Raw genomic sequence first — 25,594 nt, 5'->3', positions numbered from 1 at the left:
TGGTGTGCCGGGTCGGACATCGGGTCGGAGGGGGAAGAGACGCATGGTGGAACCCGTTTCGCTGGCGGCCGTCTCGGCGATGCTGGGCGCGGTGGGCTCGGGCATGGGCGGTGAGGTGGGCCGGCAGCTCTCCTTGCTGATCGGCGGGCTGTTCGGCCGGCAGGAGCCCGCCGCGCGGCGGCCGGACCGGGAGGACGACCTGGCGGCCCTGCTGTACGAGGCGGCGCGCCGCGACCCGGCCGCGGCCCGGCGCCTGGCCGAGGTGGGGCGGCTGGTCGGAGCGGCCCTGGACGCGGCGCCCGGTGTCCGGCGGGTGCCGCGGCTGCCCGACGGCAACAGGTTCTTCCAGGACCGGAAGGAGCCCCTGGAGCACCTGGCCCGCGAGGCCCGGCGCGCGGCGGACGGGAGTCCGCGCCGCGCCCTGCTGTACGGGCGCGAGGGCGTGGGCACGACCGCGCTGGCGATCCGGTTCGGCTGGCAGGAATCGGAGCGCTTTCCCCACGGGGGGCTGTACGTCGACCTGGGCGGGCCGGACCCGGCGGTCGGCCTCGACCCGTCGCTGGCCCTGCGCCGGGCGCTGCGCGACCTGGGACTGCCGGCCGAGCGGATCCCGCCGGGGCTGGCCGAGCGCGCCCGGCTCCTCCAGGAGGTGCTGGACGACCGCCGCATGCTGGTCGTCCTGGACCACGCCGACTCCGTCGCCCAGGTGCGGCCCCTGCTCACTCCGGCACCCGGGGTGTTCACGATCGTCGTGGCCCGCCGCCGGCTGCGGCTCGACGCGAGACCGGTCGAGGTGGGGCCGCTGCCGGACCGGTACGCGCTGCGGCTGCTGACCGAGCTGGCCGGGGACCGCAGTCTGGTGGACCGGTCCCTGGTCGGCCGCTGCGGCGGGTCCGCCCTGGCCCTGTGGACGGCCGGACTGGCACTGGCGGACGGGCAGCGGGCGGTGCGGGGACCAGGGCGGCAACCGGGGACAGGACCGGGGCCGGGGCCGGGGCAGGGACCGGAAGGGGGCACCACCATGCCGGGGGACGACGCGCTGCACGCCATCCTCGACGAGGCGTACCAGAGCCTGGAGCCGGCCCGCCGCGCGGCTGTACCGCCGCATGGCGCTGTGGCCGTGGCCCGCGATCCGCCCCGGCACCGCGGCCGTCGCCGCCGAGACCGGTCCGGTGGAGGCGGCCGGGCTGCTGGAGCTCCTGGCGGAGCGCAACCTTCTCGAACGCACCCCGGACGGCGCCTACCGGCACCGGCCGGCCGTACGGGCCCACGGCGAGCGGCAGGCGGCGGCCGAGGACCGGGTCGCCGGGTGCGGCCGGGCCATGGAGCGGGTGATCCGCGCGCACCACGACACGGCGGTCGCCGCCGCGCGTACCGCGCACCCGGCCAACTGGCGGATCAGCGAGGCGTTCAGGACCGTGCCCGCCGGGCCCTACACGGACCCCGGCCAGGCGCTGTCCGCGCTCCGCGACGAGCTGCCCAACCTGGTGCAGGCCGTGCTGGCCGCCGAGGAGTTCGGTTTCGGCGACCTGGCCTGCGCGCTGTGCGAGGCGATGTGGGCCGTGCAGCTGAAGGACGGACGGCACGACGAGGTGCTGCCCGCGCTGCGCGCCGGGGCGAGGATCGCCGACGAGCGGTCCCCGGGCACGCGGACGGCCGGCCGCATGCACACGTTCCTCGCGATGGCGCTGCTGGCGGGTGACCGCCTCCCGGAGGCCGAAGCCGAGGCCCGTGCCGCGCTCGCCGCCGAGCGGCAGGCCGGACACCTGCGCGGCCAGGCCACCGCCACGGAGACCCTGGGCCTGGTCCTGCTCACCCGGTTGGACTTCGCGGCGGCCGACCGCATGTTCGCCGAGGCCGACGGCGCCCTGGACGGCATCGGACCCGGTGACGAGGGGGCCGCGGACGTCCCCCGGGCCCGCGCGCTGCTCCAGCGCCACCGGGGCCGGGCCCGGCGCGGCCTGGCCATGCGCGGGCTCGCCCCGTGGGCGGAAGCGGAGGAGTCGCTGACCGCCGCGCTGCGCTTCTTCCGCGGCACGGAACCGTACAACACCGCACGTACCCTGACCGACCTGGCCGAGCTGTACCTCTTCGCCGGGCGCCATGCCGACGCGCTGCCGCTGATCGACGAGGCGACCGCGCTCCTCGACCGCGAGGGCGCGCGCTACCACCTCGCCCACCTGCGGGCGCTGCGGGAGCGGTGCGAGGCAGGCCCCGACCCGGCTCAGGACTGACCCTCAGGGGCTGGCCCGCGGCGCGGCGACCGGCCGTACGGCCACCCGGTGGGAGGCCCGGCCGGTCACCACGGTGAGGTTCCCGTCCAGCTCGGCCAGCGACTTTCCCGCCGCCAGCCAGGCGTGCAGCGCGGACGCGTACGCGGCGGGGTCGGCCGCCGGCGCGTCGGCGGCCAGCGCCAGCGGCTCGCCGCCGCGGGGCAGGACGGTGCACTCGCCGGGCGCGGTGACGTACGCGGCCAGCGCGCAGTACGGATGCCGCGCCAGCACCTCGGCGGCCCACTCGGCGGGCGGGCCCAGCCGCGGGTCGTCAGGCGCCCCGTACCGGACGATCACGTCGGCCAGGGAGAGCCGGCCGGGGTCGAGCGTGTCCTCGTGGACCGCCGTGTGCGCCTCGCCCCGCGCGTCCGGCTCCCGCCCGGCGGCGGCGAACCGGGCGACCGCGACCTCGCCGGGGCCCAGCAGCCGGGTCACCACGCGGAGCGGGGCGGTGCGCACCGGCGGCGTGTACGCGGGCAGCCGCAGCGGGTCCAGCAGGGCCGGCCCGTCGGGTTCGGGAAGGCGTAGGCGGCGGTAGAAGACCCGCCGCAGCAGCTCCGCCGAGCGCCCCGGCGCCGAACTCGTCAGCTCGGACGGCCCGGGCAGCGGCCGGAAGGCGGCCAGGGCCCGCTCCAGCTGGGGCCGCAGCGGGGCGCGGGCGTCCAGCCGCGGCGCCTGGCGGACGAAGTCGGCGACCGGCGAGTCGTGGCCGAGGCCGGGCAGGTGCGCCGCGCCGAGCAGGACCGGCGTGCCGAGGGCGGCGGCGTAGTACGAGACCGAGCCGAAGTCGCCCAGCACGACATCGGCCGCGACGAGCGCCTGCCGCCAGTCGTGAACCGGCTCGACCAGGGTCAGGCCGCCGCGCCGGGCGCGGTCCAGCCACATCCGGATCTGCCCGGTCCCGTGGCAGTGCCAGATGTTCGGGTGCAGCACGGCGGCCAGGCGGTACTCGTCCGCGGGCAGCTCCGTGGTCAGCCGCGGCAGCAGGCCGGCCAGCACGTCCTCGCCCGCGTCGCCGAACAGCGACTCCGGGTTCCAGGTGGAGCTCAGCAGCACCAGCCGCTGGCCGGGCCGCACGTCCAGCGCCCGGCGGAAGCGGTCCCGGTGCACCCGCCCGGCCAGCAGGCGGTCGTAGCAGGGGTCACCGGCCAGCACCGCACGGGCGACGGCCGGCGGACAGGACGCGCGGAGCCGGGCGAGCTGCTCGGGGTGGGACAGCACGAGGGCGTCGGCGATGGGCCGGCCGTCGGGCGACAGCAGCTCCGGCCCGAAACCGAACACCGGTTCGCGGTTCGCGGTTCGCGGTTCGCGGTTCGCGGTTCGCGGTTCGCGGTTCGCGGCTGAGCTTTTTATTATATCCGACTCCATGGGACAACACCGTCAAGTGGTCCGAGAAGTGGTGCAGTTGGCCGCCCAGGCTGGCGGTGATGGCCAGGTCCACGCGCGTGCGCGTCGCCTGGCTCCAGGGCAGCACCGGGACGCCGACCTCGGCGAGGAGTTCCGGCACGCCGGACTGGTACGGCGAAGATCCCGTGCACGTGGCCAGCAGCTGGACTCGCAGGTCGTCCCGGAACAGCGGCAGGACGTCCAGCAGCCGGGTGGCCGACGTCACGTTGTGCACGACGAACAGCACATACCGGTCCGGCCGCCGGGTGCTCCAGCGCTCCGCCTCCTCCCCGACCGGAACGCGCACCCACCCAGCTGGGTTGTCCGTCATCGCCTCCGCCTCCGCCCCCGCCGCGGCCACCCGCGTCCGCTGCCTCGCCCCGCACGATAACGGGACGAGTGCGGGCGGGGCCGCCGCGGCGCGCGCCGGACACCGTCGCCGGGAGGAGTCTCTTCTGCGACAAGAACTGTGGACTCGCCGCCAAGGACGCCCGCCGCGGGTCCTGGCAGGCTGAACGAACTCCCGGACGTCCGTGCCCGGTTGAGTCCACGAAGAGGGGGAAGTCGATGAGGTTCGGTTACGTTCTCATACGCGTCGCGCTGGCCGCGCTCGTCGGGCTGGGCCTGGTGGCGGCGCTCCAGGCACCCGTCCAGGCCGACGGCCCGCACCCGCGCAGCACCGGCCGGGTCGGCACGGCGGTGGCGGCGGAGTCCTGGGACGAGCAGATGCACACCGACGACTCCGACCCCGGCGGCCGCGTCCGGTTCCGGGCGGACGGCGATGTCGCGGAGGTCTGCGACGTCGAGGCCGACGGCTGGGCGGTCGACTTCCAGGTCTTCTTCGACGCTCCGATGCAGGACTTCGTCATCTACGAGTACCAGATCGGAGGCTCCGGCCGGTGCCAGGTCCTGCGGGCGTCCCTGGGATCTCCCTACGACCTGGCCGAGAACCAGATTTACGGCTTCCGGATCTGCCTGACGAGGAGCGGCGGCGAGCTGCGGTACTGCGACTACGCGTACTGGAGGGCGTGACCTCGCCGACCCGGCGGGCCTCGCGGCGGGTCGGCCGTGGGGCCCGCCGGCCGTGGGGCCGTGGGGCCCGCCCCGCTCCGGTCCGCCACGCCGCGCTGCCCGCGGCGTTGCCGGGGGGAGGAGCCGGGGCGGAGCATGGTTGCGGGGGCCGACCAGCCGGCTCGGGTAGTGGCCGGGACGGGAGCGGGCATGGACACCATGACTCTGGGTGATGTCGAGATCACGCGCGTAGTGGAGATGCCGGTGCTGCGGATGGGCCGCGGCTGGATGTACCCGGACGACGGGCAGCGCCTGTGGCGGGACCACGGCCACTGGCTGGTCCCCGACTTCCTCGACCCCGCCTCCGACGAGGTGCTGATGACCGTGCAGAGCTGGCTGCTGCGCGGCGCGGGCCGGACGATCCTGGTCGACACCGGGATCGGCAACGCGAAGGAGCGCCCCGGCAGCCCGGCCTTCCACCACCTGGACCTGGACTTTTTCGGCGCTCTGGAGCGGGCCGGGACGCGGCCCGAGGACGTGGACGTGGTGGTGTGCACCCACCTGCACGCCGACCACGCCGGAGGGAACACGCGGCTGGTGGACGGCGCCTGGGTGCCTGCCTTCCCCCGCGCCCGGTACGTGGCCGGCCGCGCCGAGTCCGCGTACTGGAAGGCGGAGAACCTGCACCGTACGCGCGCCGGTGCGGCGATGGCCGGCGTCTTCGAGGACAGCGTCGAGCCGGTGGCCCGGGCCGGGCAGCTCGACCTGTGGGAGGACCACTGCGACCTGGGTGGCGGGCTGCGCCTGGAGTCGGCTCCGGGACACACGCCGGGAGCCGCGGTGCTCCGGCTGCGCTCCGGGTCGGACCGGGCGGTGTTCGTCGGCGACATGCTGCACAGCCCGCTTCAGATCGCCGAGCCGGACTGCTGCCCCGTCTTCGACGAGGACCCCGGTCAGGCGCGCGCCACCCGGCGCGCCGTGCTCGGCCGGGCTGCGGAGGAGGGCGAGCTGGTGATCCCCGCGCACTTTCCCACCGCCGGCGCCGTCGAGGTCGAGCGGCGCGGTGACCGCTTCGCCGTCCGGGAGTGGCTGCTGCGCCCCTGAGGCGCCCCGGCCCCCGCCCGGGCCCGTACGCGCGGCGCGGCGGCCGCCCGGCCCGCCGCAGAACGCGCCGCCGGACCTCAGCGCCTGGCCAGCTCCAGCTCCAGCAGCCACTGCACGACCTCGGTGTGGTGGCGCGCCTGCCGGGCGTCGGCGCCCCATACGTACAGGCCGTGCCCGGCGACGACCACGGCCGGCATGCGGGGGTCGCGGACGGCCTCCAGCCGGTCGCCGAGCGCCGCCATGTCCTGGCTGTTCGCGATCACCGGGAGGGTGACGTCCTCGTCGTGCGCCGGGTGGCCGAGCCCCTTGAGCATCTCCAGGTCGCGGAAGACGATCCCCGCGGGCCGGCGCTCCGCCACGGCCACCGCGGCGACGGTGTGGACGTGGACGACCGCGCCCGCGCCGGTGAGGCGGACCACCCGGGCGTGCAGCGCCGCCTCGGCCGACGGCCGGCCGCCGCTGACCGCCGCGCCGTCGCCGTCCACCAGCACCGCGTCGGACGCCGTCAGCTCGCCCTTGTCCAGGCCGCTGGCGGTGACCGCCAGGCGCAGCGGCGAGCGGCCGACGACGACGGAGAGGTTGCCCGAGGTGCCGCGCATCCAGCCCAGCGCCGCGAAGCGGGCGGCCTCGGCGGCCAGCACCGCTCCGGCCCGCTCCAGGGCCCGCTCCTCGGCGGGTTCGAGGGCCGGTTCCGGGGCGGTCTCGATGTCGGTCACGTACTGCTCCTCACAGGGGTCGTGCCGGGCGCGCCGACGTGCAGGTCGGCGAACGACCCGGCCTCGGGGTGGCCGCCGGTCCCGTGCTCGTGGTACGGCTCGCCCGGGCGCCGCACCCCGGCGGTCAGCCAGCCGGCCGCGCGGGCGGCGTCCAGCTCGGCCGTCCGGTCGGACAGGAACAGGGTCAGGCCGGGCGGCGCCGGGATCGCCGAACTGATGGCCAGGTAGGAGGCGGGGGACTGCTTGGGACCCGCGTTCTCGGTGTCGAACAGCCCGTCCACCAGCGGCAGCAGGTCGCCCTCCGGGCTGTGCGCGAACCAGGCCCGCTGCGCGGCCACCGAGCCGGACGAGTACACGTACAGCCGCGCGCCCGCCGCGTGCCAGCGGCGCAGGGCTGGTACGACGTCGTCGTAGAAGTGCGAGACCAGCTCGCCGCGCGCGAAGCCCTCCGCCCAGATGAGGCCCTGGAGCGTCTTCAGGGGCGTCGCCTTGCGGTCCTCGTCCAGCCAGTCGCCCAGCGCCCGCTCGACGCGCGCCGCGTCGGCCTCCGGCTCGCCCAGCAGGCGGCGCACCTGCTCCACGGCGCGGCGGACGTCCGCGTGGCCGGCCCGTTCGGCGAGCAGCGCGCCGAACCGCTCGCGCGAGTACGGGTACAGCACGTCGACGACGAACCCGGTGGCGCTCGTGGTGCCCTCGATGTCGAGCACCACCGCGTCGGCCTGGAAGGCGAGGGTCACGCGGCCCGCTCCGCCGTGCGGCCCGCGTGGATCGCGTCGAAGTCGGGGAAGCGGGAGGAGATGCCGGAGCCGGTGAAGGAGCCGATCCAGCCGTCCGCCACATGGAAGAAGCGGATGGCGGTGAAGGACGGCCGCGTCCCCATGTCGAACCAGTGCGCCGTGCCTCTCGGCACTCCCAGCAGGTCGCCGCGCTCGCAGTACACGGCGTGCACGCCGCCGGCCACGTGCAGGTAGAACACCCCGGCTCCGGCGACGAAGAACCGCACCTCGTCATCGTCGTCGTGCGTGTGCTCCTCCAGGAACTTCTCCCGCGCGGCCCTGGCCCGCTCCGGCCAGCCGGGGTCGTCGCCGGGGTGCAGGGCGACCACGTCGACGGTGGCGAAGCCCTCCTCCCGCGTCAGCCTGTCGATCTCCGTGCGGTACGCGGCGAAGACGGCGTCGCCGTCCGCGTCCGCCGGGAGGTCCTCGCGGACCGGCCACCGCTCGTAACGCACCCCGAGGGGCGCCAGGGCGTCGGCGATCTGTGCCGGGTCCGAGGTGCGGCGGACCTCGGTCTGCGGGCCGGACTCCGGCCAGGTGATCAGAAGTGTCATCGTCGGCTCCCACGAGGCGTACGGTGCGGCGGCGGCGGCGTTCGGTGTGTCGGTGGTGGCGGTGCGGTGGACCTTCGGTCGCGGGCGGATACGGCGCGGACGGCTCCCGTCCGGGCGGGACACGCCGGAGCCCGGGCGCACCGGCGTGTCCGCTCGGGCTCGGCGGTGCGCCCGGGGGCGTCCCGGTCGGGCCGTGGCCGTTCGACATTTTCCCAGAACCCCGGGAAGACCGCCTCTCCGCCCGGGCGGCCGCCGCCGGTAGGGGCGGCGGGTCCCGCGAGCGCGACCCGGGACGCCGGCACCTCCGTGGGCTCCCGGCCGCCGGGCCGCGGACCCGGCCGCCGGGCCGCGCGGCGGCTCCCGCGGCGCCGTTCGCACCGGCCCGCACGCAAGTTACCCGTGGTAATGTCGATCATCGCAGGCGATCCGGGCCAGGGTGGGAGGACCGCGCGCGTGACGCTTCGCAGCATCCTGTCCGGCTCCCGTGACCGCCCCGGGCCCCCGCCGGAGACCGCGGCACCGGACCACTTCGCGGACCTGAACCTGGATCAGATCGCCGCCGCCGTCACACGCGCCGGCGGCTGCCCGGCCTCCTACCTCCACCGCCCCCTGCGCGACGAGCACGCCGTGCGCTTCCGCCAGGAGGTCTTCCGCGACCTGGAGGACCCGCGGGTGCGGCAGGAGGCCGAGCGGTTCACGACGGCCGTGGCGCACACGCGGCGGCGGCTGGACCGGGTCGGGCAGCTGCGGCACCCGCCGCAGGCGCACCGCCGGCTGCTGGAGATCCTGCTGGACCACGCCGACGCCGTGACCGCGTTCGCCGCCGGGCTGGCCCAGGCCCCGGTCGCCTCGCCGGGCCTGCTCGCGCTGCGGGACGACCTGGCCGCGTACGTCCGCCGCCCGGACTTCCACCAGCCGTGCGACCAGGCGCGGCGGCTGCGCGACCGGCTCGCCGCCGTCCGCTTCGACCTGCTCCTGCGGGACGGGAAGGTCACGGTCGCCAGGCCCGACCCCGAGGCCCGCCCCGACTACGCGGAACGGGTCCTGGCGCTGTTCGAGCGGTTCCGGCACGGCCCGCCCGCGGACCCCCGTCCCGGACCGGCCGCGGACCCGGGCCTGGACCAGGTCGAGGCCGGCGTGCTGGACCTGGTGGTCCAGCTCTGCCCCGGCCTCTTCGCGGAGGTGGCCGCCTTCTGCGACGGCCACCGCGACCTCGTGTCCGACGAGATCGCCCGGCTGGACCGCGAACTGCGCTTCTACCTCGGCTACCTGGCCTACCTCGCGCCCGTACGGGCCGCCGGGCTGCCCGTCTGCTATCCGGCCGTCTCCGCCACCGACAAGGCGTTCCTCGGACGCCAGGTGTACGACCTGGCGCTCGCCGCCGAACTGGCCGCGCGGGGCGGGCGCGTCGTGCCGAACGACGTTCACCTCTCCGGTGCCGAACGGATCCTGGTCGTGTCCGGACCCAACCAGGGCGGCAAGACGACCCTGTCGCGCACGTTCGGCCAGCTGCACCACCTGGCCGCCCTCGGCTGCCCGGTACCCGGCCGGGAGGTGCGAGTGTTCCTCGCCGACCGGATCCTCACCCACTACGAGCGGGCGGAGGACCCAGGCGACCTGGTCAGCAAGCTGGAGGACGAACTCCTGCGGATGCGCGCGATCCTCCAGCGGGCGACCCCGGACAGCGTCGTCATCCTCAACGAGGTGTTCACCTCGACCACCACCGCCGACGCCCGCACGCTCAGCCGCGCCGTCCTGGCGGAGATCACCCGGCTGGACGCCCTGTGCCTGTGGGTGAGCTTCCTCGACGAGCTGTCCCGGTACAACGACAAGACGGTGAGCATGGTCAGTACGGTCGCGGCGGACGACGGCGCGACGCGCACCTACCGCGTGCTGCGCCGGCCCGCCGACGGCCGGGCGTACGCGAGGGCGCTGGCGCGGCGGCACGGCCTCACCTATCCGCAGCTCGTCGACCGGATGCGCCGGTGAGGCCCCGGCTGATGTCCGCCGACGCGGACTTCGACCCCGCCGCGCCGCCGCCCGCCGGCCACGCCGAGGTGACCGCCGACCTGGGGCTTGAGGACCTGTGGTCGGGCATGGCGCGCGGCGACGAGCGGATCCTCGCCGCGGCGCGGGCCGCGGTCCTGCACCCCCTGACCGATCCCGCGGCCATCGCCTACCGGCAGGACGTGCTGGCCGACTGCCTGGACCACGCCGCCGCCGTCCGGTCCCTGTACGACCTGGCCGCCGAGGCCGTCGCCGCGGAGGGCGCACTGCTGCGCGGCGCGGCCGCCGGCCGCTCGGAGGCGCTGCTGGGCCGCTCCCTGCGGTCCCTGGAGGTGTTCACCGACCACCTGCGCCGGCTGCGCGCGTTCGTCACGGCGCATTCCGCCCGGTTCCGGTCCACCGGCTTCGTCCGCCTGTTCGCCGCGATCGCGGACAACGTGGACGAGGACTACCTGCGGGCCGTGGCCCAGGCCGTCGAACAGCTCCAGTTCGAGCACGGCATCGCCGCCACGGCCCGGCTCGGCGACGACAACAGGAGCGTCGGATTCCGCCTCTACCAGCCGCCGGGGAAGAGCCGCAGGTCCCTGGCGAACCGGGCGCTGCGCGCGTCGCGGCTCAGCTACGCCGTCCTGGGCCAGGACGAGAGCGACTGGCGGGCGCTGGCCGCCTTCCGGGGCCGTATGCTCGCGGACGTCGCCGACGCGGTCGCCCGGTCGGCGGACCACGTCCGCGGCTTCTTCCGCGCCCTGCGGGACGAACTCGCCTTCTACGCCGGGTGCGTCAACCTGGCCGAGACGCTGACCGGGCTCGGCATGCCGGTCTGCCGGCCCGAGGTCCGCGACGCCGCCGAGGGGGCCCTGGCGGCGCGGGAGCTGTACGAGCCGTGCCTGGCCCTGCGGCGGGGCGGCCCGGTGGTGGGCAGCGACCTCGACGCGGACGGCGTCGGCCTGATCATGGTCACCGGCACCAACCGCGGCGGCAAGTCGACTTATCTGCGTGCGGTCGGCCTGGCCCAGCTGATGGCGCAGTGCGGCATGTTCACCGGCGCGCGGCGGTTCGCGGCGTCCGCCGCCGACGGCGTCCTCACCCACTTCCGGCGGGAGGAGGACCGCACGATGTCCAGCGGCCGGCTGGACGAGGAACTCACCCGGATGAGCGGCCTCGTGGACCGGCTGCGGCCCGGCTCGCTGCTGCTGTGCAACGAGTCGTTCGTCTCCACCAACGAGCGCGAGGGCTCGGACATCGCCGAGGAGATCCTTCGGGCGCTGACCGAGTCCGGCGTCCGGGTCGTCTTCGTCACGCACCTGTACGACCTCGCGCGGCGGCTGGAGCAGGGGCACTCCGGCCGCCGCCTGTTCCTGTCCGCCGGGCGGGACGCCGGCGGCGGGGCCACCTTCCGCATCGTCCCCGGGCCGCCGCGGCCCACCGCGCACGGCGCGGACCTGTACGCCCGCGTCTTCGGCAGACCGGCCGGGTGACCCGGCCGCCCGGGAGGGCGGCACCCGCCGGGGCCGCGGCGCGGCCCAGGATCCGCCGCGGCGAGCTGACCGGCCTGTGCCCGCTCACCCTGCCGCACGTCCCCGGAGCGCCAGGCGGCAGGCGTGGTCGAGGCCGTCGGCCCCGGTGTGGCCGGGCTGTCGCCCGGCGACGAGGTCTTCGCCTCACCCCGCACCGCCGTCCGGCCGGGCCCGCGGCCGCAGGCGCCGTCCCGCCAGGGCTGATCGCCGCCGTGCGAACGGCCCAATCACCCGCGCCGCCGGTTTACCCCGCCCGCGCGTGGCAACTCCGTTTCGCCGACCGCCGTCGCCCGTACCGACAAGCAGGCCGTCCGGGCGGCAGGGACGATCCGGGAAGGACACGATGGGACGCAGGAGACACCGGCAGGTCGTCGTCATCACCGGGGCAAGCGCCGGCGTCGGCCGGGCCACCGCCCGCGCGTTCGCGGCGCGCGGCGCGGCCGTGGCGCTGCTCGCGCGCGGCGAGCAGGGCCTGGCGGCCGCCGCGCGCGAGGTGCGGGCCGCCGGGGGAGAGGCGCTGCCACTGCCCGCCGACGTCGGCGACCCCGACGCCGTGGAGGCCGCCGCCGAGCGGGCCGAGGCCGAGCTGGGCCCGGTCGGCGTCTGGGTGAACTCCGCCTTCACCTCCGTCTTCGCTCCCGTCAAGGACATCCGACCGGAGGAGTTCCGGCGGGTCACCGAGGTCACCTATCTGGGTTTCGTGCACGGCACCCAGGCCGCGCTGCGCCGCATGCTGCCCCGCGACCGCGGCGTGGTCGTCCAGGTGGGCTCGGCCCTGGCCTACCGGGGCATCCCGCTCCAAGCCGCCTACTGCGCCGCCAAGCACGCCGTCCGGGGCTTCACCGAGTCGCTGCGCTGCGAGCTGCTGCACGACCGCAGCCGGGTGCGGATCACCATGGTGCACCTGCCGGCCCTCAACACGCCGCAGTTCAGCTGGCTGCTGTCGCGGCTGCCGGGGCATCCGCAGCCGGTGCCGCCGATCTACCAGCCGGAGGTCGCGGCCCGGGCGGTGCTCCACGCCGCCGGCCACCCGCGGCGGCGCGAGTACTGGGTGGGCGGCTCCACCGCCGCCACCATCCTGGGCAACCGGCTCGCCGCCGGTCTGGTGGACCGCTACCTGGCCCGGACCGGATACGCCGCCCAGCAGGCCGACCTGCCCGTCCGGCCCGGTCGGCCGGTCAACCTCTGGCAGCCCGCCGACGGGCCCGGCGGCCGCGACTACGGGGCCCACGGAGTCTTCGACGACCGGGCCCTGGCCCGCAGCCACCAGGCGTGGGCCTCCCGGCACCACGGGACGCTGGCCGCCGCCGGCGGCGCGGCCGCCGCGGCGCTGGGCGCGGCCGCCCTCCGCGGCCTGCGCCGGTGAGAGACGCTGCCGCGCCCCGGCGGCGTGCCGCGGACGGAAGGATGACGGCGGTGCTCCGGCGCGGGACCAGAGGGCGCGGGGCGAGAGCGAACGCGGCGGCCCGGGCCCGGCGGGCGGTCGAGGCGGGCTACCGGGCGGCCGACCGTCGGCTGCCGGTGTCCGAGGGCGCGCGCGGCCTGCTGCGCAAGGCGTTCCCCGACCACTGGTCGTTCCTGCTGGGCGAGATCGCCCTGTACAGCTTCGTGGTCCTGCTGCTGACCGGCGTCTACCTCACCCTGTTCTTCGAGCCGGGCATGACCGAGGCGCCCTACCACGGCTCGTACGGGCCGCTGCGCGGCGTGCCCACCTCCGAGGCGTACGCGTCCGTGCTGCGCATCAGCTTCGACGTGCGCGGCGGGCTGCTGATCCGGCAGGTCCACCACTGGGCGGCGCTGGTGTTCGTCGCGGCCGCCGGCGTCCACCTGCTGCGGGTGTTCTTCACCGGCGCGTTCCGCAGGCCCCGGGAGGCCAACTGGGTCATCGGCGTGACCCTCTTCCTGCTCGCCGTCGTCGAGGGATTCTGCGGCTACTCCCTGCCCGACGACCTGCTGTCCGGCACCGGCCTGCGCATCGCCCAGGGGGTCATGCTGTCGGTCCCGGTCGTCGGCACCTACCTCAGCTTCCTCGCCTTCGGCGGCCAGTACCCCGGGCACGACATCATCCCCCGGCTGTACCCGCTGCACATTCTGCTCGTCCCCGGGCTGCTGCTCGGCCTGCTGGTCGCGCACCTGATCCTGGTGGTCTACCTCAAGCACACCCACTGGGCCGCGCCCGGCAGGACCAACCGCGACGCGGTCGGCCAGCCGATGTTCCCCCAGTTCGCCGTCAAGTCCACCGGGCTGTTCCTCATGGTCTTCGGCCTGCTCGCGGCGCTGGGCGGCACCGCGCAGGTCAACCCGGTGTGGACCTACGGCCCGTACCGCACCGACCACGTGTCCACCGGGTCGCAGCCCGACTGGTACGTCGGCTTCCTGGAGGGCTCGCTGCGGCTGATGCCCGCCTGGGAGACGGACCTGTGGGGCCACACGGTGATGTGGAACGTCTTCGTCCCCACCGTCCTGCTGCCGCTCGCGCTGTTCACCGCGCTGTACCTCTACCCGTTCTTCGAGCGGTGGGTGACCGGCGACCGCGGCGAGCACCACCTGTGCGACCGGCCCCGGGACCGGCCCGTGCGCACCGGCCTGGGCGCCGCCGGGATCACCTTCTACGCGGTGCTGCTCGCCGCCGGCGGCAACGACGTCCTCGCGCACGCCTTCGGCGTCTCGCTGAACACGCTGACCTGGACCTTCCGGGTCCTGGTCGTACTCGGCCCGGCCGCCGCCCTGTGGCTGGCCAGGCGCGTGTGCCTGGCCCTCCAGGAGCGGGACCGGGAGCGGCTGGCCGAGGGCGAGGAGACCGGCGAGGTCCGCCAGGCGGTCGACGGCGGCCTGACGGAGACCCGCCGCCCGCTGCCCGCCCGCCGCAGGTACGTCCTGCACGCCAGGGACCTGCCCGAAACCGTCGAGTTCACCGGCCGTACGGGCCGGCGGCAGCGCCTGCGGACCGCCCTGAACTCCTGGTACTACCGGGACCGGGTGGACCTGCCCGACAGCCCCCAGGGCCGGGAGGTCGCCGCCCGTACCACCGCCCAGCCCGAGCCGCCGCCGCGCGACTGACGCCCGCCGCCCGGCGCCGGCCGGTCACGACCCGCCGTTGACCCGCGCGGCCGCCACGGCGCCGTCCTCTCGTCTCGCGCGGGCCGCCGGACGGGCACGGGGTCGCGGGGCAGGCCGCGGCACCCGCGGCCCGAAAGTCCGTGAGCGCGGCCCGGCGGCGGGAACTCGTACGGTCCGCGCGGCGTCACCGGCGCGTACCGGGCCGCGGCACCACCGACGCGTCGCAGAGCCTGCACCCGCCCCCAGGACGGCCCCGAACCGGGAGAGGAGAGGAGCAGTGCCCCACCCACCGGAACCCGGCCGCCCGCGGCCCGGCGTGCCCCGCTCCCGGTCCGGCGCCCTCGGCCGCCGCCGCGAACGCACCGGCACCGAGCCCGCCACCGCGCAGAGCGCGCTGGGGCTGCGGCTGCTGCTGTCCCTGGTGGCAGTGCCGCTCTTCGCCGCGGGCACCGTGCTGCTGGCCGTATGGGCGGCCTCCTCCGACGCCGGCAGCTCACCGAGCGCCACGGACCTGGCCGTCCTGGCCGCCGCCTGCGGGCTGCTCACCCTGCTGGCCGTGGGGGACCTCGCGGTCGTCCTGCGCCGCCGGTCGCGCGAGCGGGGCCGGACGGGCCGGTGACCTCCGGTCCGGCGGGCGGCCCGGAGCCCCGGTAGCGGCCTGCCGGTGGTGCGGTACGGCGTCCCGACGCGGGAAGGGCTCCCGCGCGGCGCCGCCTGCCGTCACGGCCGGTCGGCCTTGGGCTTGCCCCGCTGGTCGGGCGTGCCGTGCGGCGGCGGACTGATCGGTTCCGGGGAGGTGTCCGGCGAGACCGGCGAACCGCCCCGCGGCGGCCCCGGCTGCTCCGGGCGGAATCCGCCCCGGCCGCCGCCCGACGGACGGCCGCCGGACGCGAGCTGGCCGAGTCGCGTGGTGAGCAGCTCGGTGACCGGCCTGCGGTCGGCGTGCTCGCGCTCGTACCGCAGCAGCTCCTCCAGTTCCCCGGCGGCCAGCGACCGTATGCGGTGCTCCAGAGAGCCCGTCGGCAGATGGTCGTAGTCCGGCAGCGGAAGCTCGCTGCGCTGCTGCTTGGTCATCTCGCCTCCTCCATCGACACCGGACCGCGCGGATTCGCCTCACGGTCGCGAGCCCGGCGGCTTCGGCCCTCCGCCGAGGCCGTCGCCGGACCGGCCGCACACACCCGGCGGGGGCCGGACGGGCCGTGCCGTCCGGGGGCGGTCGGCGCGACGTGCGGGGCGCGGCCCGGCCGTCGGCGGGTCCGCTCCAGGTTCCCCTGGCATGTGCCGCGAAACCGCCGCCACGGTCGGCCGACCGTCGCACCCCGCGCGTACGCGCCGCCGGGCCGGTACGGGGCCGAGGCGTGGGCCCGCGACCGGCGTGCCGGGTCCGGAGCGCGGCCTCCTACGCCGTGACCGGCAGCGTGCGCAGGCCGCGGATCACGAACTCGCCGCGGCGCTCCGGCTCGCCGGCCGGGCGCAGCCCGGGCAGCCGGGTGACCAGGGCTTCGAGTGCGGCGGCGATCTCCACCCGGGCCAGCGGCGCGCCGACGCAGTAGTGGATGCCCGCCCCGAAGCCGAGGTGCGGGTTCGGCGAGCGGCCGACGTCCAGCGCGTCGGGCCGGTCGAACACGGCCGGATCGCGGGCCGCCGCCCCCAGCAGGGCCGCGATCTTCTCGCCCGGCGCCAGCCGGTACCCCGCCACCGTGGTCTGCGCGGTGGCGGTCCGCTCGAACAGCTGGAGCGGCGCGTCGAACCTGATCAGCTCCTCCACCGCGGTCGGCACCAGCGCGGGCGACGCCACCAGGCGGTCCCACTGGCCGCGGTGGAGCAGCAGCGCCCGCACGCCGTTGCCGATCACGTTCACCGTCGCCTCGTGGCCGGCCATGAGCAGCAGCACGGCGGTGCCCACCAGCTCGTCGCCGGAGAGCCGGTCCGTGCCGTCGCGCACCGACACCAGGTCGCTGACCAGGTCGTCGGCGGGCGCACGGGCGCGGTCGGCGGCCAGCGCGCGCAGGTACCCCGCGAACTCGCCGGCCGCCCGCTCGGCCGCCGCCGCGCCCTCCGGAGGCAGCCCGTACTCGTACATTTTCACGATCGCGTTCGACCACGGCCGCAGCCGGGGCCGGTCCGCCGCCGGCACACCGAGCAGTTCCGCGATCACCTCCACCGGCAGCGGCCCGGCCAGGTGCGCCAACAGGTCCGCCGACCCGTCCGCGGCGATGGCCGCCGTCAGTCCCTCGACCATCCGGCCCGCCACCGCGCGGACCCACGGTTCCAGCCGGGCGGTGTGCCCCCGGCCGAACGCGGCCGCGACCAGCCCGCGCAGCCTGGTGTGGCGCGGCGGCTCGCTCTCCAGCAGGGAGTTGCGGTGCAGCATGTTGAACGCGGGGAACCGCTCCACCGGCGTCCTGTCCTGCCACACGCGGCCCGCCGCGCGGTCGCGCAGCACCTCCGAGCACGCCGCGTGCGACACCGCGACGGGGAGTCCGAGCCCCGGGTGCCAGTGCACCGGACCGCTCTCCCGCAGCCGGGCGAACACCGGGTAGGGGTCGGCCAGGAACGCCGGGTCGTCGCAGTCGAACATCACGTGACGACGGTAGCGCGCCCCGGTGACACGAGGGCGGGCGGGCAACGGTCGGCGCTGCCGGCCCTGTCTGACGAAAGGCGAGGTTCACCGGGGGACAGTCAGTGGACTTTCACCCGATTCCGCCCCATGACTCCCGCCGTAGCGGGCACCCGGTGTCGGCCAAAGCCAGAGAGGGTGTCATTGTCGTGATCGTTGTCGCTGCCTTGCTGCTGCCGGCACTGGGACTGGTGCTGTACGGCATGGACCGTATCGAGGACTGGCTGACCAACACCTCGCAGACCCCGCGGCACGCCCGTGCCCGGCGCCATCTGCGTCTGATTCCGGGCGGCGCCCGGTTCGCCGCCCGGGATCCGCGCCGAAAGCGGACGGACGCCGCCTGAGGCCGGTGTGTTCAGCGGTGCGCGGCCCGCGCCCGGCGCGGGCCGCGCACCGCTGAACACACCGGCCCCGGCCCGTACGCTCGTACGCAGCCGATACGTGCTCCCGGGCCGGTCGGCGCGGCCCGGGAGCCGGGTCACCGGTCGGGTGACGCGTCCGTGTCCGCGTCCGTGGCGCCGTCGGCCGGACCGGCCGGGCTCCCCGGCCCCTCCGCCGGCTCCTCCGGCCGCTCGCGCTCCTCCGGCCGCGGGGAGACGTGCATGGCCGCCTCCTCGGCGCTCGCCGCGCCGCCGTCGATGCCCACGTCCTCGGCGACGAGGTCCTTGGTGGTGTCCTCGCGGACCCCCTCGTCCGGGGCGGTCAGCCGTCCAGCCCGGTCCGTACCGGCCTCCGGGTCGACCGGCTCGCCCTCGCCTCCCGGCAGGTCGCCGATCCCGTCCCCCTCCGCCTCGCCCACGTCCGGGGTCTCCTGGCGCAGCCGCTCCTCCAGGCTCTCCCCGTCGTGCTGCTCGGCCGCCGTGGTCCCGGTCTTCCCGACGCCCAGGGGCTTCTCCGGCGGGGAGTAGCCCTCGTCGAGGATGTCGTCGTACCCGCGTTCGTCGAGCGCGTCCTGAAGGTCGAGCGGGGCCGCGTCCTCCTGCTCCTCGTTCCTCTTGGCCGGCTGGTAGACGTCGTCGGCCATTCCGTCGCTGCCCATGGCTCCTCCGCTGTCCGTTGCCGCTGCCGGCGGGGCCCTCACGCCCCGTGACGCCTTCCGGGCCCGCGACTCGCCCGCACGCGAGCGGGCCCCGCGCGGGCCGCGCGGTCAGTCCCGGTCCCGGTCGGCGTCCTTGTCGGGGGCGGGCTCCCCGGCGCCGATGGTGTCGGCGTACTCGGCCGGGTCGAGGGTGCCCTCGCGGTCGGGGCGGATGCCCGCTCCGCTGCCGCCGGGCTGGCCGCCGCCGGTGGTGCCGTAGCCGCCGGGCACGCCCGGGACGCTGTCGGCGTCGGCCTGCTCGCGGCTGATGTGCCGGGTGGCGCGGACGCCCGGGTGGCGCTCGGCGTGGGGGTAGCCGAACGGCCGGGCCGTCGCCCGCTCCTCGTCGGCGCTGCGGGCCGCCTCCGCGGCGTCGGCGCGCCGCCCGTCGGACTCGTGGCTTTTGCTCTGCTTGGTCATGTTTTCCGGGTACCCGGCCCGGGCGGGCGCATGCTGCGGCTCCGGCGGCCAGGCGCCCGCCGCGCGCCCGGCCCGGGGGCAGCCGACGGGCCGGGACGGCGAGCAGGCCCGCCGCCCCCTCGGACGGGCAGGTCAGGACGGCTCGGAGTACCCCCGCGCCGCCGCGGGAGACGCCCCGGCCGGACGGGCCGCCCACCGCGACCCCGGCAGAACGATCCCCAGCGTGCCCAGGCCGGTGGGGCCGGGCGCGACGTGCGGCACACCGGTCACCGGGCGGCGCAGCTCGGCCTCGGTGTAGCGGCGGCATCCGGAGTGCCAGGTGAGGATGCCGGACATCCAGTGCTGGAGCTCGCGCGTGTAGCCGGTGAGCGTGGCGCGGGCCGCCGCGTCCAGGCCGAGGTCGTCCATGAGGACGGGCAACTCGGTGGACACCACGCGCTGGAACTCGCGCATCCGGGCGTTGACCAGGTCGGCCACGATGTCCAGGGCCTCCGGCTGGCCGCAGCCGAAGAAGTTCTCGACCACCGCGACGCAGTTGTGGAACTCGCCCTCGAACTCGATCTCCTTCTGGTAGGAGAACAGGTCGTTGAGCAGCCCGGCGTAGTCCGCGGCCGCGTGCTCCATGGCCTGGACCGGACGGGTCCGGTAGACCTCGTCCGGGACCGTCCCGCCGTGGTACAGCCGGGACAGGCTCATGGTGAAGTCCGCGCCGAAGGTCTTGCGGCGCATCTCCACGTAGTCCACCGGGTCGGGCACGCGGTGGGCGATCTGGTTGCCCAGCTCCCACAGCCAGCTGTCGGTCATGTCCACGATGACGGCCCGGAAGGCGTGCCGCGCGTCCTCGGACATCGACGCGGTCGTACGGGCCCACAGGTCGGCCAGGCCCCGCTCCAGCGCGTTCACCGGGGTGGCCGCGGCGGCGGAGCCGTCCACCGGCGTGAAGGCCCCCAGGCGCACGGTGCACGCCTTCGCGCCCGCCATGTCGGCCCGGCGTCCGAAGACCACCGGGTAGTAGTCGTCGCCGTACGTGCCCCAGGTCAGCCAGCAGGTGGTGAGGTCCAGCTGGCCGGGCGTGGCGTCCGGGTGGATGCCTGCCGCGCACAGGGCGAAGTCGAACGCGCGCAGCTTGTGCTCGTCCCACAGCCGCGGGCCGGGCACGCCCGGGTCGGGGTCCAGCATCCCCATGGCCCGCCCCCACGCCACCATGTTCTCCCGGGCGGCGTCCAGGTGCGGGCTGAGCCGGGTGGGGTACGGCATGTCCAGGTGCGGCACCGGCACCTGGCCCACCCGGCGGCGCACGTGCGCGTGGCGGCGCAGGCGCATGGGGGCGGTGGCCACCAGGGAGGCCACGGCGCGGCGGGCCGCGGTGCCCAGCCCCGGCGGGCCGCCGGGGAAGCCCGTCGTCCCGGGCGGCGCCCACGGCCCGTCGCGGGCGTCCGCCAGGCCGGCGTTCATGTACCGGCTGGAGCGCAGGTGCCACTCGTGCCCGCCGGACTGCCAGTCCTGGAGCCCCTTGACGTACGCGAAGACCTGCGTGCAGGACAGGGGGTCGAGGCCGTGCTCGGCGCACAGCTGCGGCAGCTCGGTGAGCGCGGTGTGCTCGAACTGGTGCAGCCGGGAGGTGATCACGTCGTTCACCGCGTCCGCGGCCTGCTGGGTGTCGCAGCCCAGGAACCGCTCGAAGACCAGCACCCCGTTGGACAGCTCACCCTCGTCCTCGACCTCCCGCTGGTAGGAGAAGAGGTCGTTGCGCAGGTGCACGGCGTCGGCGAAGGCGTCCGTGAGCACCCGCACCGGGCGGCTCGCCGCGATGGCCGGCGGGACCTCGGCCTCGGCCGCGTACTCGACCACGCCCGCGGACCAGGGGGCGCCGCCGACCTTGCGGCGCATCTCGACGTACTCCAGCGGGTTGGCGACCCGGCCCGCGCTGATGTTGGACAGCTCCCACTGCGACTCCTCCAGCAAGTGCCGCGTGGCCTCGGCGAACCGCACCCGCCAGCTCTCCGACATGACCGGCGTGGTGCGCGCCCACAGGTCGGCCAGCCCGCGCTCCACGGGGTCGACGGGCTCGGGGGGCGGCCCGCCGGGGCGGACGGGCATGAAGGCCCGCAGCCGGTCGAGGTGGGTCTTGGCGGCGTCCATGTCCCGGCTGCGCTTGAAGCGCTCCAGGAAGTGGTCGTCGAAGAAGAACACCCACACGTACCAGTCGGTCACCGTGGCGAGCCGGTCGGCGGACGCGTCGGGGTGCGTGTAGGCGCACAGCAGGCCGTAGTCGTGCGCGTCGTAGTCGGCCTCGTCCCAGATGCCCGACCCCTCGATCATGCCCATCGCGCGGGCCCACTCCTTGGAGTGTGCCCGGGCCGACTCCAGGTGGGGGTTCAGCCGCGCCGGATACGGCTCGTAGAAGTCCGGCAGTTCGAAGGGCTGTGACTGTGGCATCCGCGCCTCACCCCGTGCCTCGTGCCTCAGATGTCTCGTGTGCCGTGTGCGGTGCGCCTTCGCGCGGCCCGCGGGCCCGCGGCGGCGGCTCGTACGGCTCCCGGCCGTACGCCGCCGCCGCGGGCCCATGCGCGCTCTAGTCCCGCTGGCGGGAGATCTCCACGTTCTCCAGGACGCCGAGCGCGTCCGGCACGAGGATGGCGGCCGAGTAGTAGGCGGTGACCAGGTAGGAGATGATCGCCTTCTCGTTGATGCCCATGAACCGGACCGACAGCCCGGGCTCGTACTCGTCCGGCAGCCCCGTCTGGTGCAGCCCGATGACGCCCTGGTCGTCCTCGCCGACCCGCATGCACAGGATGGAGCTGGTGCGCTCCCTGGTGATCGGGATCTTGTTGCACGGCAGGATGGGCACGCCGCGCCAGGCGGGGACCTGGGTGCCCAGCAGGTCCACATGGCCCGGGTACAGCCCGCGCGCGTTGAACTCGCGTCCGATAGCGGCGATGGTGCGCGGGTGGGCGAAGAAGAACTTCGACCCGCGGCGGCGGCTGAGCAGCTCGTCCAGGTCGTCCGGGGTGGGCGGGCCGGAGTGCGGCTGGATCCGCTGCTTGTAGTCGGCGTTGTGCAGCAGCCCGAACTCCGGGTTGTTGACCAGCTCGCTCTCCTGGCGCTCCCGCAGCGCCTCGACCGTGAGCCGCAACTGCTGCTCGGTCTGGTTCATCGGCTTGTTGAACAGGTCCGCCACCCGGCTGTGCACGCGCAGCACCGTCTGCGCGGCGCTCAGCTCGTACTCGCGCGGATTCAGCTCGTAGTCCACGAACGTGCCGGGCAGGTCCGGCTCGCCCGCGTGACCGGAGGACAGCGCGATGTCCGCCTCGCCCCGGTCGTTCTGCCGCTGGTCGGGCAGTGCGGCGACCTGGCGCACGTGCTCCCGCAGGGCGGGCGAACTCTCCAGGAGGCCGGCGAACTCCGCCCGCGGCAGCGCGAGCAGCACGCCGCTGGTGGCGGCCTTGGCGGTGTACTCCCAGACGGCCTCCTCGGCGAACAGGGCCTGACCGCCGAGGTGGTCGCCGTCGCCGAGCACACCGAGCCGGGTGGCCCCGCCGTACGGGCCGCGGCCGGTCTGCTCGACCCTGCCGTGCGCGATCAGCAGGACCTGGTCGACGGGCGTGCCCTCCTCGGCCAGCACCTCCCCGGGCCCGAACTCCCGCTGCGTGAAACGGTTCGCGAGGGCCGTGAGCACGTCCACGTCCTCGAAGCCCCGCAGGGCGGCGATCTCGCCCAGCTCCCGGGGGATGACCTCCACCCGGGACCCGGTCTGCACGAACTCGATACGGCCGTCCCCGACGGTGTAGGTCAGACGCCGGTTGACCCGGTAGACACCGCCCTCGGTCTGCACCCACGGAAGCAGCTTCAGCAGCCAGCGGGAGGTGATGCCCTGCATCTGCGGGACGGACTTGGTGGTGGTCGCCAGGTTGCGCGCGGCCGCGGTACTGAGGCTCAGCTGCTCCTGGTCCGACTCCGGCCGGCTCCCTCCGTCAACCGACATGGGTGCCTCTCCTCTTCGGGGTGCGACGGACTGCGGCGGGCCGGCGCCCCGTCCGGCCCACGGGACCTGGGGACCGAGGCGTTCCGGCCGTGATCAACACGCTAGGGGCAGGCCGGGGTGAGGATCACCAAAGAGGAACGTCATCTCATTAGATCGAGTGATCTCGAAGCTTGCGATGTTTGAGTCAACGCCCGGCAGTACCACGGGAGTTCGACCCTGCGCGGCGGATGCCACCGGGCCGGGCCGACCGCGCCTGGCGCGCGCCACGGGGCGCGCGGCGCCGGTTCTGCGAGCCCGGTCCTGGACGCTCCGGTGCGACGGCAGCCGTTCGGATGGCCGCCGGTCACCTCCCGACCCAGGCCGGCGCCGGCCTCCTCGACAACGTGCCGTCCATCTGACGGGTGGGCAGCGGCGGGCTACAGGGGTGAAGGGGCGGGATGCCCGGCCCGGCAGTCGCGAGGACCGCCGGGCCGGGCACGCCGACGGCTCAGAGCGTACGGGCCAGCCGGTCGGCGAGGAGCCGGATGAAGCGGGACGGGTCGGTCAGTTCGCCGCCCTCGGCGAGCAGGGCCATGCTGTAGAGGATCTGCGCCGTCTCGGCCAGCGACGGGTCGTCCTTGCGCTCCGCGTGGGCCTCGCGCAGGCCGCTGACCAGCGGGTGGCCCGGGTTGAGCTCCAGGATCCGCTTGACCCGCGGCATGTCCTGGCCCATCGCGCGGTACATCCGCTCCAGCGTCGGCGTCATGTCCTGGGTGTCGCTGACCAGGCAGGCCGGGGACGTGGTCAGCCGGGAGGACAGGCGGACCTCCTTCAGGTCGTCCTGGAGCCGGGTGCTCATCCAGGACAGCAGGTCGGCGAAGTCCTTGTTCAGCTGGTCGCGCTCGGACTCGGCGGCCTTCTTCTCGTCCTCGGTGTCGAGGTCGACCTGGCCCTTGACGACCGACTGCAGCGGCTTGCCGTCGAACTCGGTGACCGATTCCACCCACATCTCGTCCACCGGGTCGGTCAGCAGCAGCACCTCGTACCCCTTGGCGGTGAACGCCTCCAGGTGCGGCGAGTTCTCGATGACGGCGCGGGATTCGCCGGTGAGGTAGTAGATGTGGCTCTGGCCGTCCTTCATCCGCTCCACGTACGCGCGCAGCGTGGTCTGCTTCTCCGGGTCGGCGGTCGACGGGAAGGACGCGATGTCCAGGATCAGGTCCTTGTTGTCGGGGTCGCCGATCAGGCCCTCCTTGACGACCCGTCCGAACTCGCCCCAGAACTTCTCGTACCGCTCGGTGTCCGAAGAGAGCATGTCCTTCACCGTGGACAGCACCTTCTTCACCAGTCGGCGGCGCATCATCTGGATCTGCCGGTCCTGCTGGAGGATCTCCCGCGAGACGTTCAGCGACAGGTCCTGCGCGTCGACCACGCCCTTGACGAACCGCAGGTACTCGGGGACGAGCGCCTCGCAGTCGTCCATGATGAACACGCGCTTCACGTACAGCTGCACGCCGCGCTTGTGCTCGCGCGTGTAGAGGTCGAAGGGCGCGTGCGACGGCAGGAACAGCAGGGCCTGGTACTCGAAGGTGCCCTCGGCGCGCAGGTGGACGGTCTCCAGCGGGTCCTGCCAGTCGTGGCTGACGTGCCGGTAGAAGGTCTTGTACTCCTCCTCGTCGACCTCGTCCTTGGACCGGGCCCACAGCGCCTTCATGGAGTTGATCGTCTGGACCTCGCGGGCGGGCTCGCCCTCGCTGTCCGTGGTGTCGGCCGCCATCCTGATCGGCCAGGCGATGAAGTCGGAGTAGCGCTTGACGATCTCCCGGATCTTCCACGGCGCGGTGTAGTCGAACAGCTGGTCTTCCTCGTCCACCGGCTTCAGGTGCAGGGTCACCGCGGTGCCCTGCGGCGCCTCGTCCAGCGACTCCACGGTGTACGAGCCCTGGCCGTCGGACTCCCAGCGGGTGCCTCCGGTCTCCCCGGCGCGCCGGGTCACCAGGGTCACCTTGTCCGCGACCATGAAACTGGCGTAGAAGCCGACGCCGAACTGGCCGATGAGGTCGCGCGAGGCGGCGTCGCTGGCCTTCTTCATCTTCTCGATCAGCTCGGCCGTGCCGGATTTCGCGATCGTGCCAATGAGGTCGACCACGTCGTCCCTGGACATGCCGATGCCGTTGTCCCGGACGGTGAGCGTGCGCGCCTCCTTGTCGACCTCGATGTCGACGTGCAGGTCGGAGGTGTCCGCGTCCAGGTCGTCGTTCAGGAGCTTTTCCAGGCGCAGCTTGTCCAGCGCGTCCGAAGCGTTCGAGATGAGCTCGCGAAGGAAAGTGTCCTTGTTCGAATAGATCGAGTGCACCATCAGCTGGAGAAGCTGACGCGCTTCGGCCTGGAACTCAAGGGTTTCGATCCGCGTGTTCACCGCATTCCTCTCAGGGGCGACTTCCGCCGAATCGTACGTCCGGCCGCGGACCGCACGCAACGCCGCCCGGCCGGTGGGCAGGCCCCCGCGCCGACCGGTTTCCGTACGGTGGTGTGCGGCCGCCGAGCCGCCGGGCGGGCGGGGTCCGGCCGCCCGAACCGGCCGCGGTGGGGCGGAGCGTGGCGCCCCGCGTCCAGCATGCGGTCGGCGCTGCGGAACTCGGGCCCGTCGGCGGCGCGCTCGGGTGCCGGGGGGCGTGAGCTGCGCGGGAGCAGCGGCCGGGCGCCCTTTCACGCCGGTCGTTGCCGTGTCCACCGGTGCCGCGCCGGGAAGCGGGCCCGGCTCCGAGCGCGTCGGTGTCTCCCGCGCCTTCTGCCGGGGCGGCGGCAGGGGCCGGGGTGGTGCGTGTATCCCGGGGAAGGCGTCGCGGGATTACCGCGAAACGGCGATGGGGGAGGAGTGCGGGTGTCATACATTCGTCGCCGGGGTGTTCGAGGGGAATTCCCGGTGCGGCCGTCCGCCGGGTCGGCGGACGGCTTGCGCGCGGCCGCGTGCCGCCTTCGCGGGAATTCCCCGGGAGGGCCGCGGGGCGGCGTGACCGCCGTTCGTCCCGCGGCGGGGGCGGCGCGGTCCGCGGGCCCGCGTCCGGTGGTGGCGGCAGGCCGGGCCCGCCGCCACCACGGCGGGTG

At 75.1% G+C, this 25,594-nt stretch carries 20 protein-coding genes and 1 pseudogene; 10 read left to right on the top strand and 11 right to left on the bottom strand.

From position 1 onward, the window contains the following. Positions 1 to 1,106: 1,106 nt before the first annotated feature. On the top strand, positions 1,107 to 2,234 hold the full coding sequence (locus RKE29_RS09420) for a tetratricopeptide repeat protein (RefSeq protein WP_312004652.1): 1,128 nt from the start codon (positions 1,107 to 1,109) through the stop codon (positions 2,232 to 2,234). A gap of 3 nt (positions 2,235 to 2,237) precedes the next feature. Here RKE29_RS09420 and RKE29_RS09415 read toward each other — a convergent pair whose 3' ends face one another. Next, complete coding sequence (locus RKE29_RS09415) at positions 2,238 to 3,554, bottom strand: hypothetical protein (RefSeq protein WP_312004651.1); 1,317 nt, start codon at positions 3,552 to 3,554, stop codon at positions 2,238 to 2,240. Positions 3,555 to 4,226: 672 nt separating this feature from the next. On the opposite strand from RKE29_RS09415, the gene RKE29_RS09410 reads away from it, so the two are divergent. Together RKE29_RS09410 and RKE29_RS09405 are read left to right on the top strand one after the other, a co-directional pair. Continuing rightward, the gene (locus RKE29_RS09410; protein ID WP_312004650.1) at positions 4,227 to 4,691 is read left to right on the top strand and encodes a hypothetical protein; all 465 of its coding nucleotides are present in this window, start codon (positions 4,227 to 4,229) and stop codon (positions 4,689 to 4,691) included. A gap of 189 nt (positions 4,692 to 4,880) precedes the next feature. After that, positions 4,881 to 5,774, top strand: coding sequence for an MBL fold metallo-hydrolase (locus RKE29_RS09405; RefSeq protein WP_312004649.1), 894 nt, complete (start codon positions 4,881 to 4,883; stop codon positions 5,772 to 5,774). A 77-nt stretch (positions 5,775 to 5,851) separates the two neighbouring features. Here RKE29_RS09405 and mtnB read toward each other — a convergent pair whose 3' ends face one another. The 3 genes from mtnB to RKE29_RS09390 are packed head-to-tail and all read right to left on the bottom strand — an operon-like array spanning position 5,852 to position 7,820. Continuing rightward, positions 5,852 to 6,481 carry a methylthioribulose 1-phosphate dehydratase gene (gene mtnB / locus RKE29_RS09400; protein ID WP_312004661.1) on the bottom strand — a complete coding sequence of 210 codons (630 nt, stop codon included), beginning with the start codon at positions 6,479 to 6,481 and terminating at the stop codon, positions 5,852 to 5,854. A 5-nt stretch (positions 6,482 to 6,486) separates the two neighbouring features. Continuing rightward, positions 6,487 to 7,227, bottom strand: a complete 741-nt coding sequence (gene mtnC / locus RKE29_RS09395; protein ID WP_312004648.1) for an acireductone synthase — start codon at positions 7,225 to 7,227, stop codon at positions 6,487 to 6,489. After that, positions 7,224 to 7,820 carry a cupin gene (locus tag RKE29_RS09390; protein WP_312004647.1) on the bottom strand — a complete coding sequence of 199 codons (597 nt, stop codon included), beginning with the start codon at positions 7,818 to 7,820 and terminating at the stop codon, positions 7,224 to 7,226. Before RKE29_RS09390 ends, mtnC begins: the two co-directional genes overlap by 4 nt. 453 nt (positions 7,821 to 8,273) lie before the next feature. Between RKE29_RS09390 and RKE29_RS09385 the strand changes: the two genes are divergently transcribed. From RKE29_RS09385 to RKE29_RS09365, 6 genes and pseudogenes are all read left to right on the top strand, one after another. Continuing rightward, on the top strand, positions 8,274 to 9,809 hold the full coding sequence (locus RKE29_RS09385; protein ID WP_312004646.1) for a hypothetical protein: 1,536 nt from the start codon (positions 8,274 to 8,276) through the stop codon (positions 9,807 to 9,809). Positions 9,810 to 9,820: 11 nt separating this feature from the next. Further along, entirely contained in the window at positions 9,821 to 11,305 is a 1,485-nt protein-coding gene (locus tag RKE29_RS09380) for a hypothetical protein (protein ID WP_312004645.1), read from the top strand. Between the two features lie 74 nt (positions 11,306 to 11,379). After that, a pseudogene (locus tag RKE29_RS30795) lies at positions 11,380 to 11,485 on the top strand (alcohol dehydrogenase catalytic domain-containing protein); the annotation flags it as partial. Between the two features lie 202 nt (positions 11,486 to 11,687). Continuing rightward, positions 11,688 to 12,710 (top strand): SDR family oxidoreductase, encoded by a 1,023-nt coding sequence (locus RKE29_RS09375; protein WP_312004644.1) that lies wholly within the window; start codon positions 11,688 to 11,690, stop codon positions 12,708 to 12,710. 50 nt (positions 12,711 to 12,760) lie between these two features. Further along, positions 12,761 to 14,404: a ubiquinol-cytochrome c reductase cytochrome b subunit gene (locus tag RKE29_RS09370; protein WP_312004643.1), complete on the top strand. Its 1,644-nt coding sequence runs from the start codon at positions 12,761 to 12,763 to the stop codon at positions 14,402 to 14,404. A 316-nt stretch (positions 14,405 to 14,720) separates the two neighbouring features. Beyond that, entirely contained in the window at positions 14,721 to 15,023 is a 303-nt protein-coding gene (locus RKE29_RS09365; protein WP_312004660.1) for a DUF6343 family protein, read from the top strand. Positions 15,024 to 15,124: 101 nt separating this feature from the next. Here the strand turns inward: RKE29_RS09365 and RKE29_RS09360 are convergent, their stop codons facing one another. Together RKE29_RS09360 and RKE29_RS09355 are read right to left on the bottom strand one after the other, a co-directional pair. After that, complete coding sequence (locus tag RKE29_RS09360) at positions 15,125 to 15,478, bottom strand: hypothetical protein (RefSeq protein WP_312004642.1); 354 nt, start codon at positions 15,476 to 15,478, stop codon at positions 15,125 to 15,127. A gap of 325 nt (positions 15,479 to 15,803) precedes the next feature. Further along, complete coding sequence (locus tag RKE29_RS09355) at positions 15,804 to 16,985, bottom strand: cytochrome P450 (RefSeq protein ID WP_312004659.1); 1,182 nt, start codon at positions 16,983 to 16,985, stop codon at positions 15,804 to 15,806. Positions 16,986 to 17,140: 155 nt separating this feature from the next. Between RKE29_RS09355 and RKE29_RS09350 the strand changes: the two genes are divergently transcribed. Then, a complete protein-coding gene (locus RKE29_RS09350; RefSeq protein WP_312004641.1) occupies positions 17,141 to 17,368 on the top strand; it encodes a hypothetical protein in 228 nt (75 codons plus the stop codon). A gap of 134 nt (positions 17,369 to 17,502) precedes the next feature. Here RKE29_RS09350 and RKE29_RS09345 read toward each other — a convergent pair whose 3' ends face one another. The 5 genes from RKE29_RS09345 to htpG form a co-directional block, all read right to left on the bottom strand. Then, entirely contained in the window at positions 17,503 to 18,063 is a 561-nt protein-coding gene (locus tag RKE29_RS09345) for a DUF5709 domain-containing protein (protein ID WP_312004640.1), read from the bottom strand. Between the two features lie 108 nt (positions 18,064 to 18,171). Continuing rightward, positions 18,172 to 18,522 (bottom strand): hypothetical protein, encoded by a 351-nt coding sequence (locus RKE29_RS09340; protein ID WP_312004639.1) that lies wholly within the window; start codon positions 18,520 to 18,522, stop codon positions 18,172 to 18,174. 132 nt (positions 18,523 to 18,654) lie between these two features. Then, positions 18,655 to 20,961: a germacradienol/geosmin synthase gene (locus RKE29_RS09335; protein ID WP_312004638.1), complete on the bottom strand. Its 2,307-nt coding sequence runs from the start codon at positions 20,959 to 20,961 to the stop codon at positions 18,655 to 18,657. 136 nt (positions 20,962 to 21,097) lie between these two features. Continuing rightward, positions 21,098 to 22,507 (bottom strand): family 2B encapsulin nanocompartment shell protein, encoded by a 1,410-nt coding sequence (locus RKE29_RS09330; protein WP_312004637.1) that lies wholly within the window; start codon positions 22,505 to 22,507, stop codon positions 21,098 to 21,100. Between the two features lie 487 nt (positions 22,508 to 22,994). Further along, the gene (htpG, locus tag RKE29_RS09325) at positions 22,995 to 24,905 is read right to left on the bottom strand and encodes a molecular chaperone HtpG (protein WP_312004635.1); all 1,911 of its coding nucleotides are present in this window, start codon (positions 24,903 to 24,905) and stop codon (positions 22,995 to 22,997) included. Positions 24,906 to 25,594 lie beyond the last annotated feature (689 nt).

The organism is Streptomyces sp. B1866, from assembly GCF_031932565.1.
Taxonomy (GTDB): Bacteria; Actinomycetota; Actinomycetes; order Streptomycetales; family Streptomycetaceae; genus Streptomyces.
This window is presented reverse-complemented; position numbering and strand designations above follow the sequence as displayed.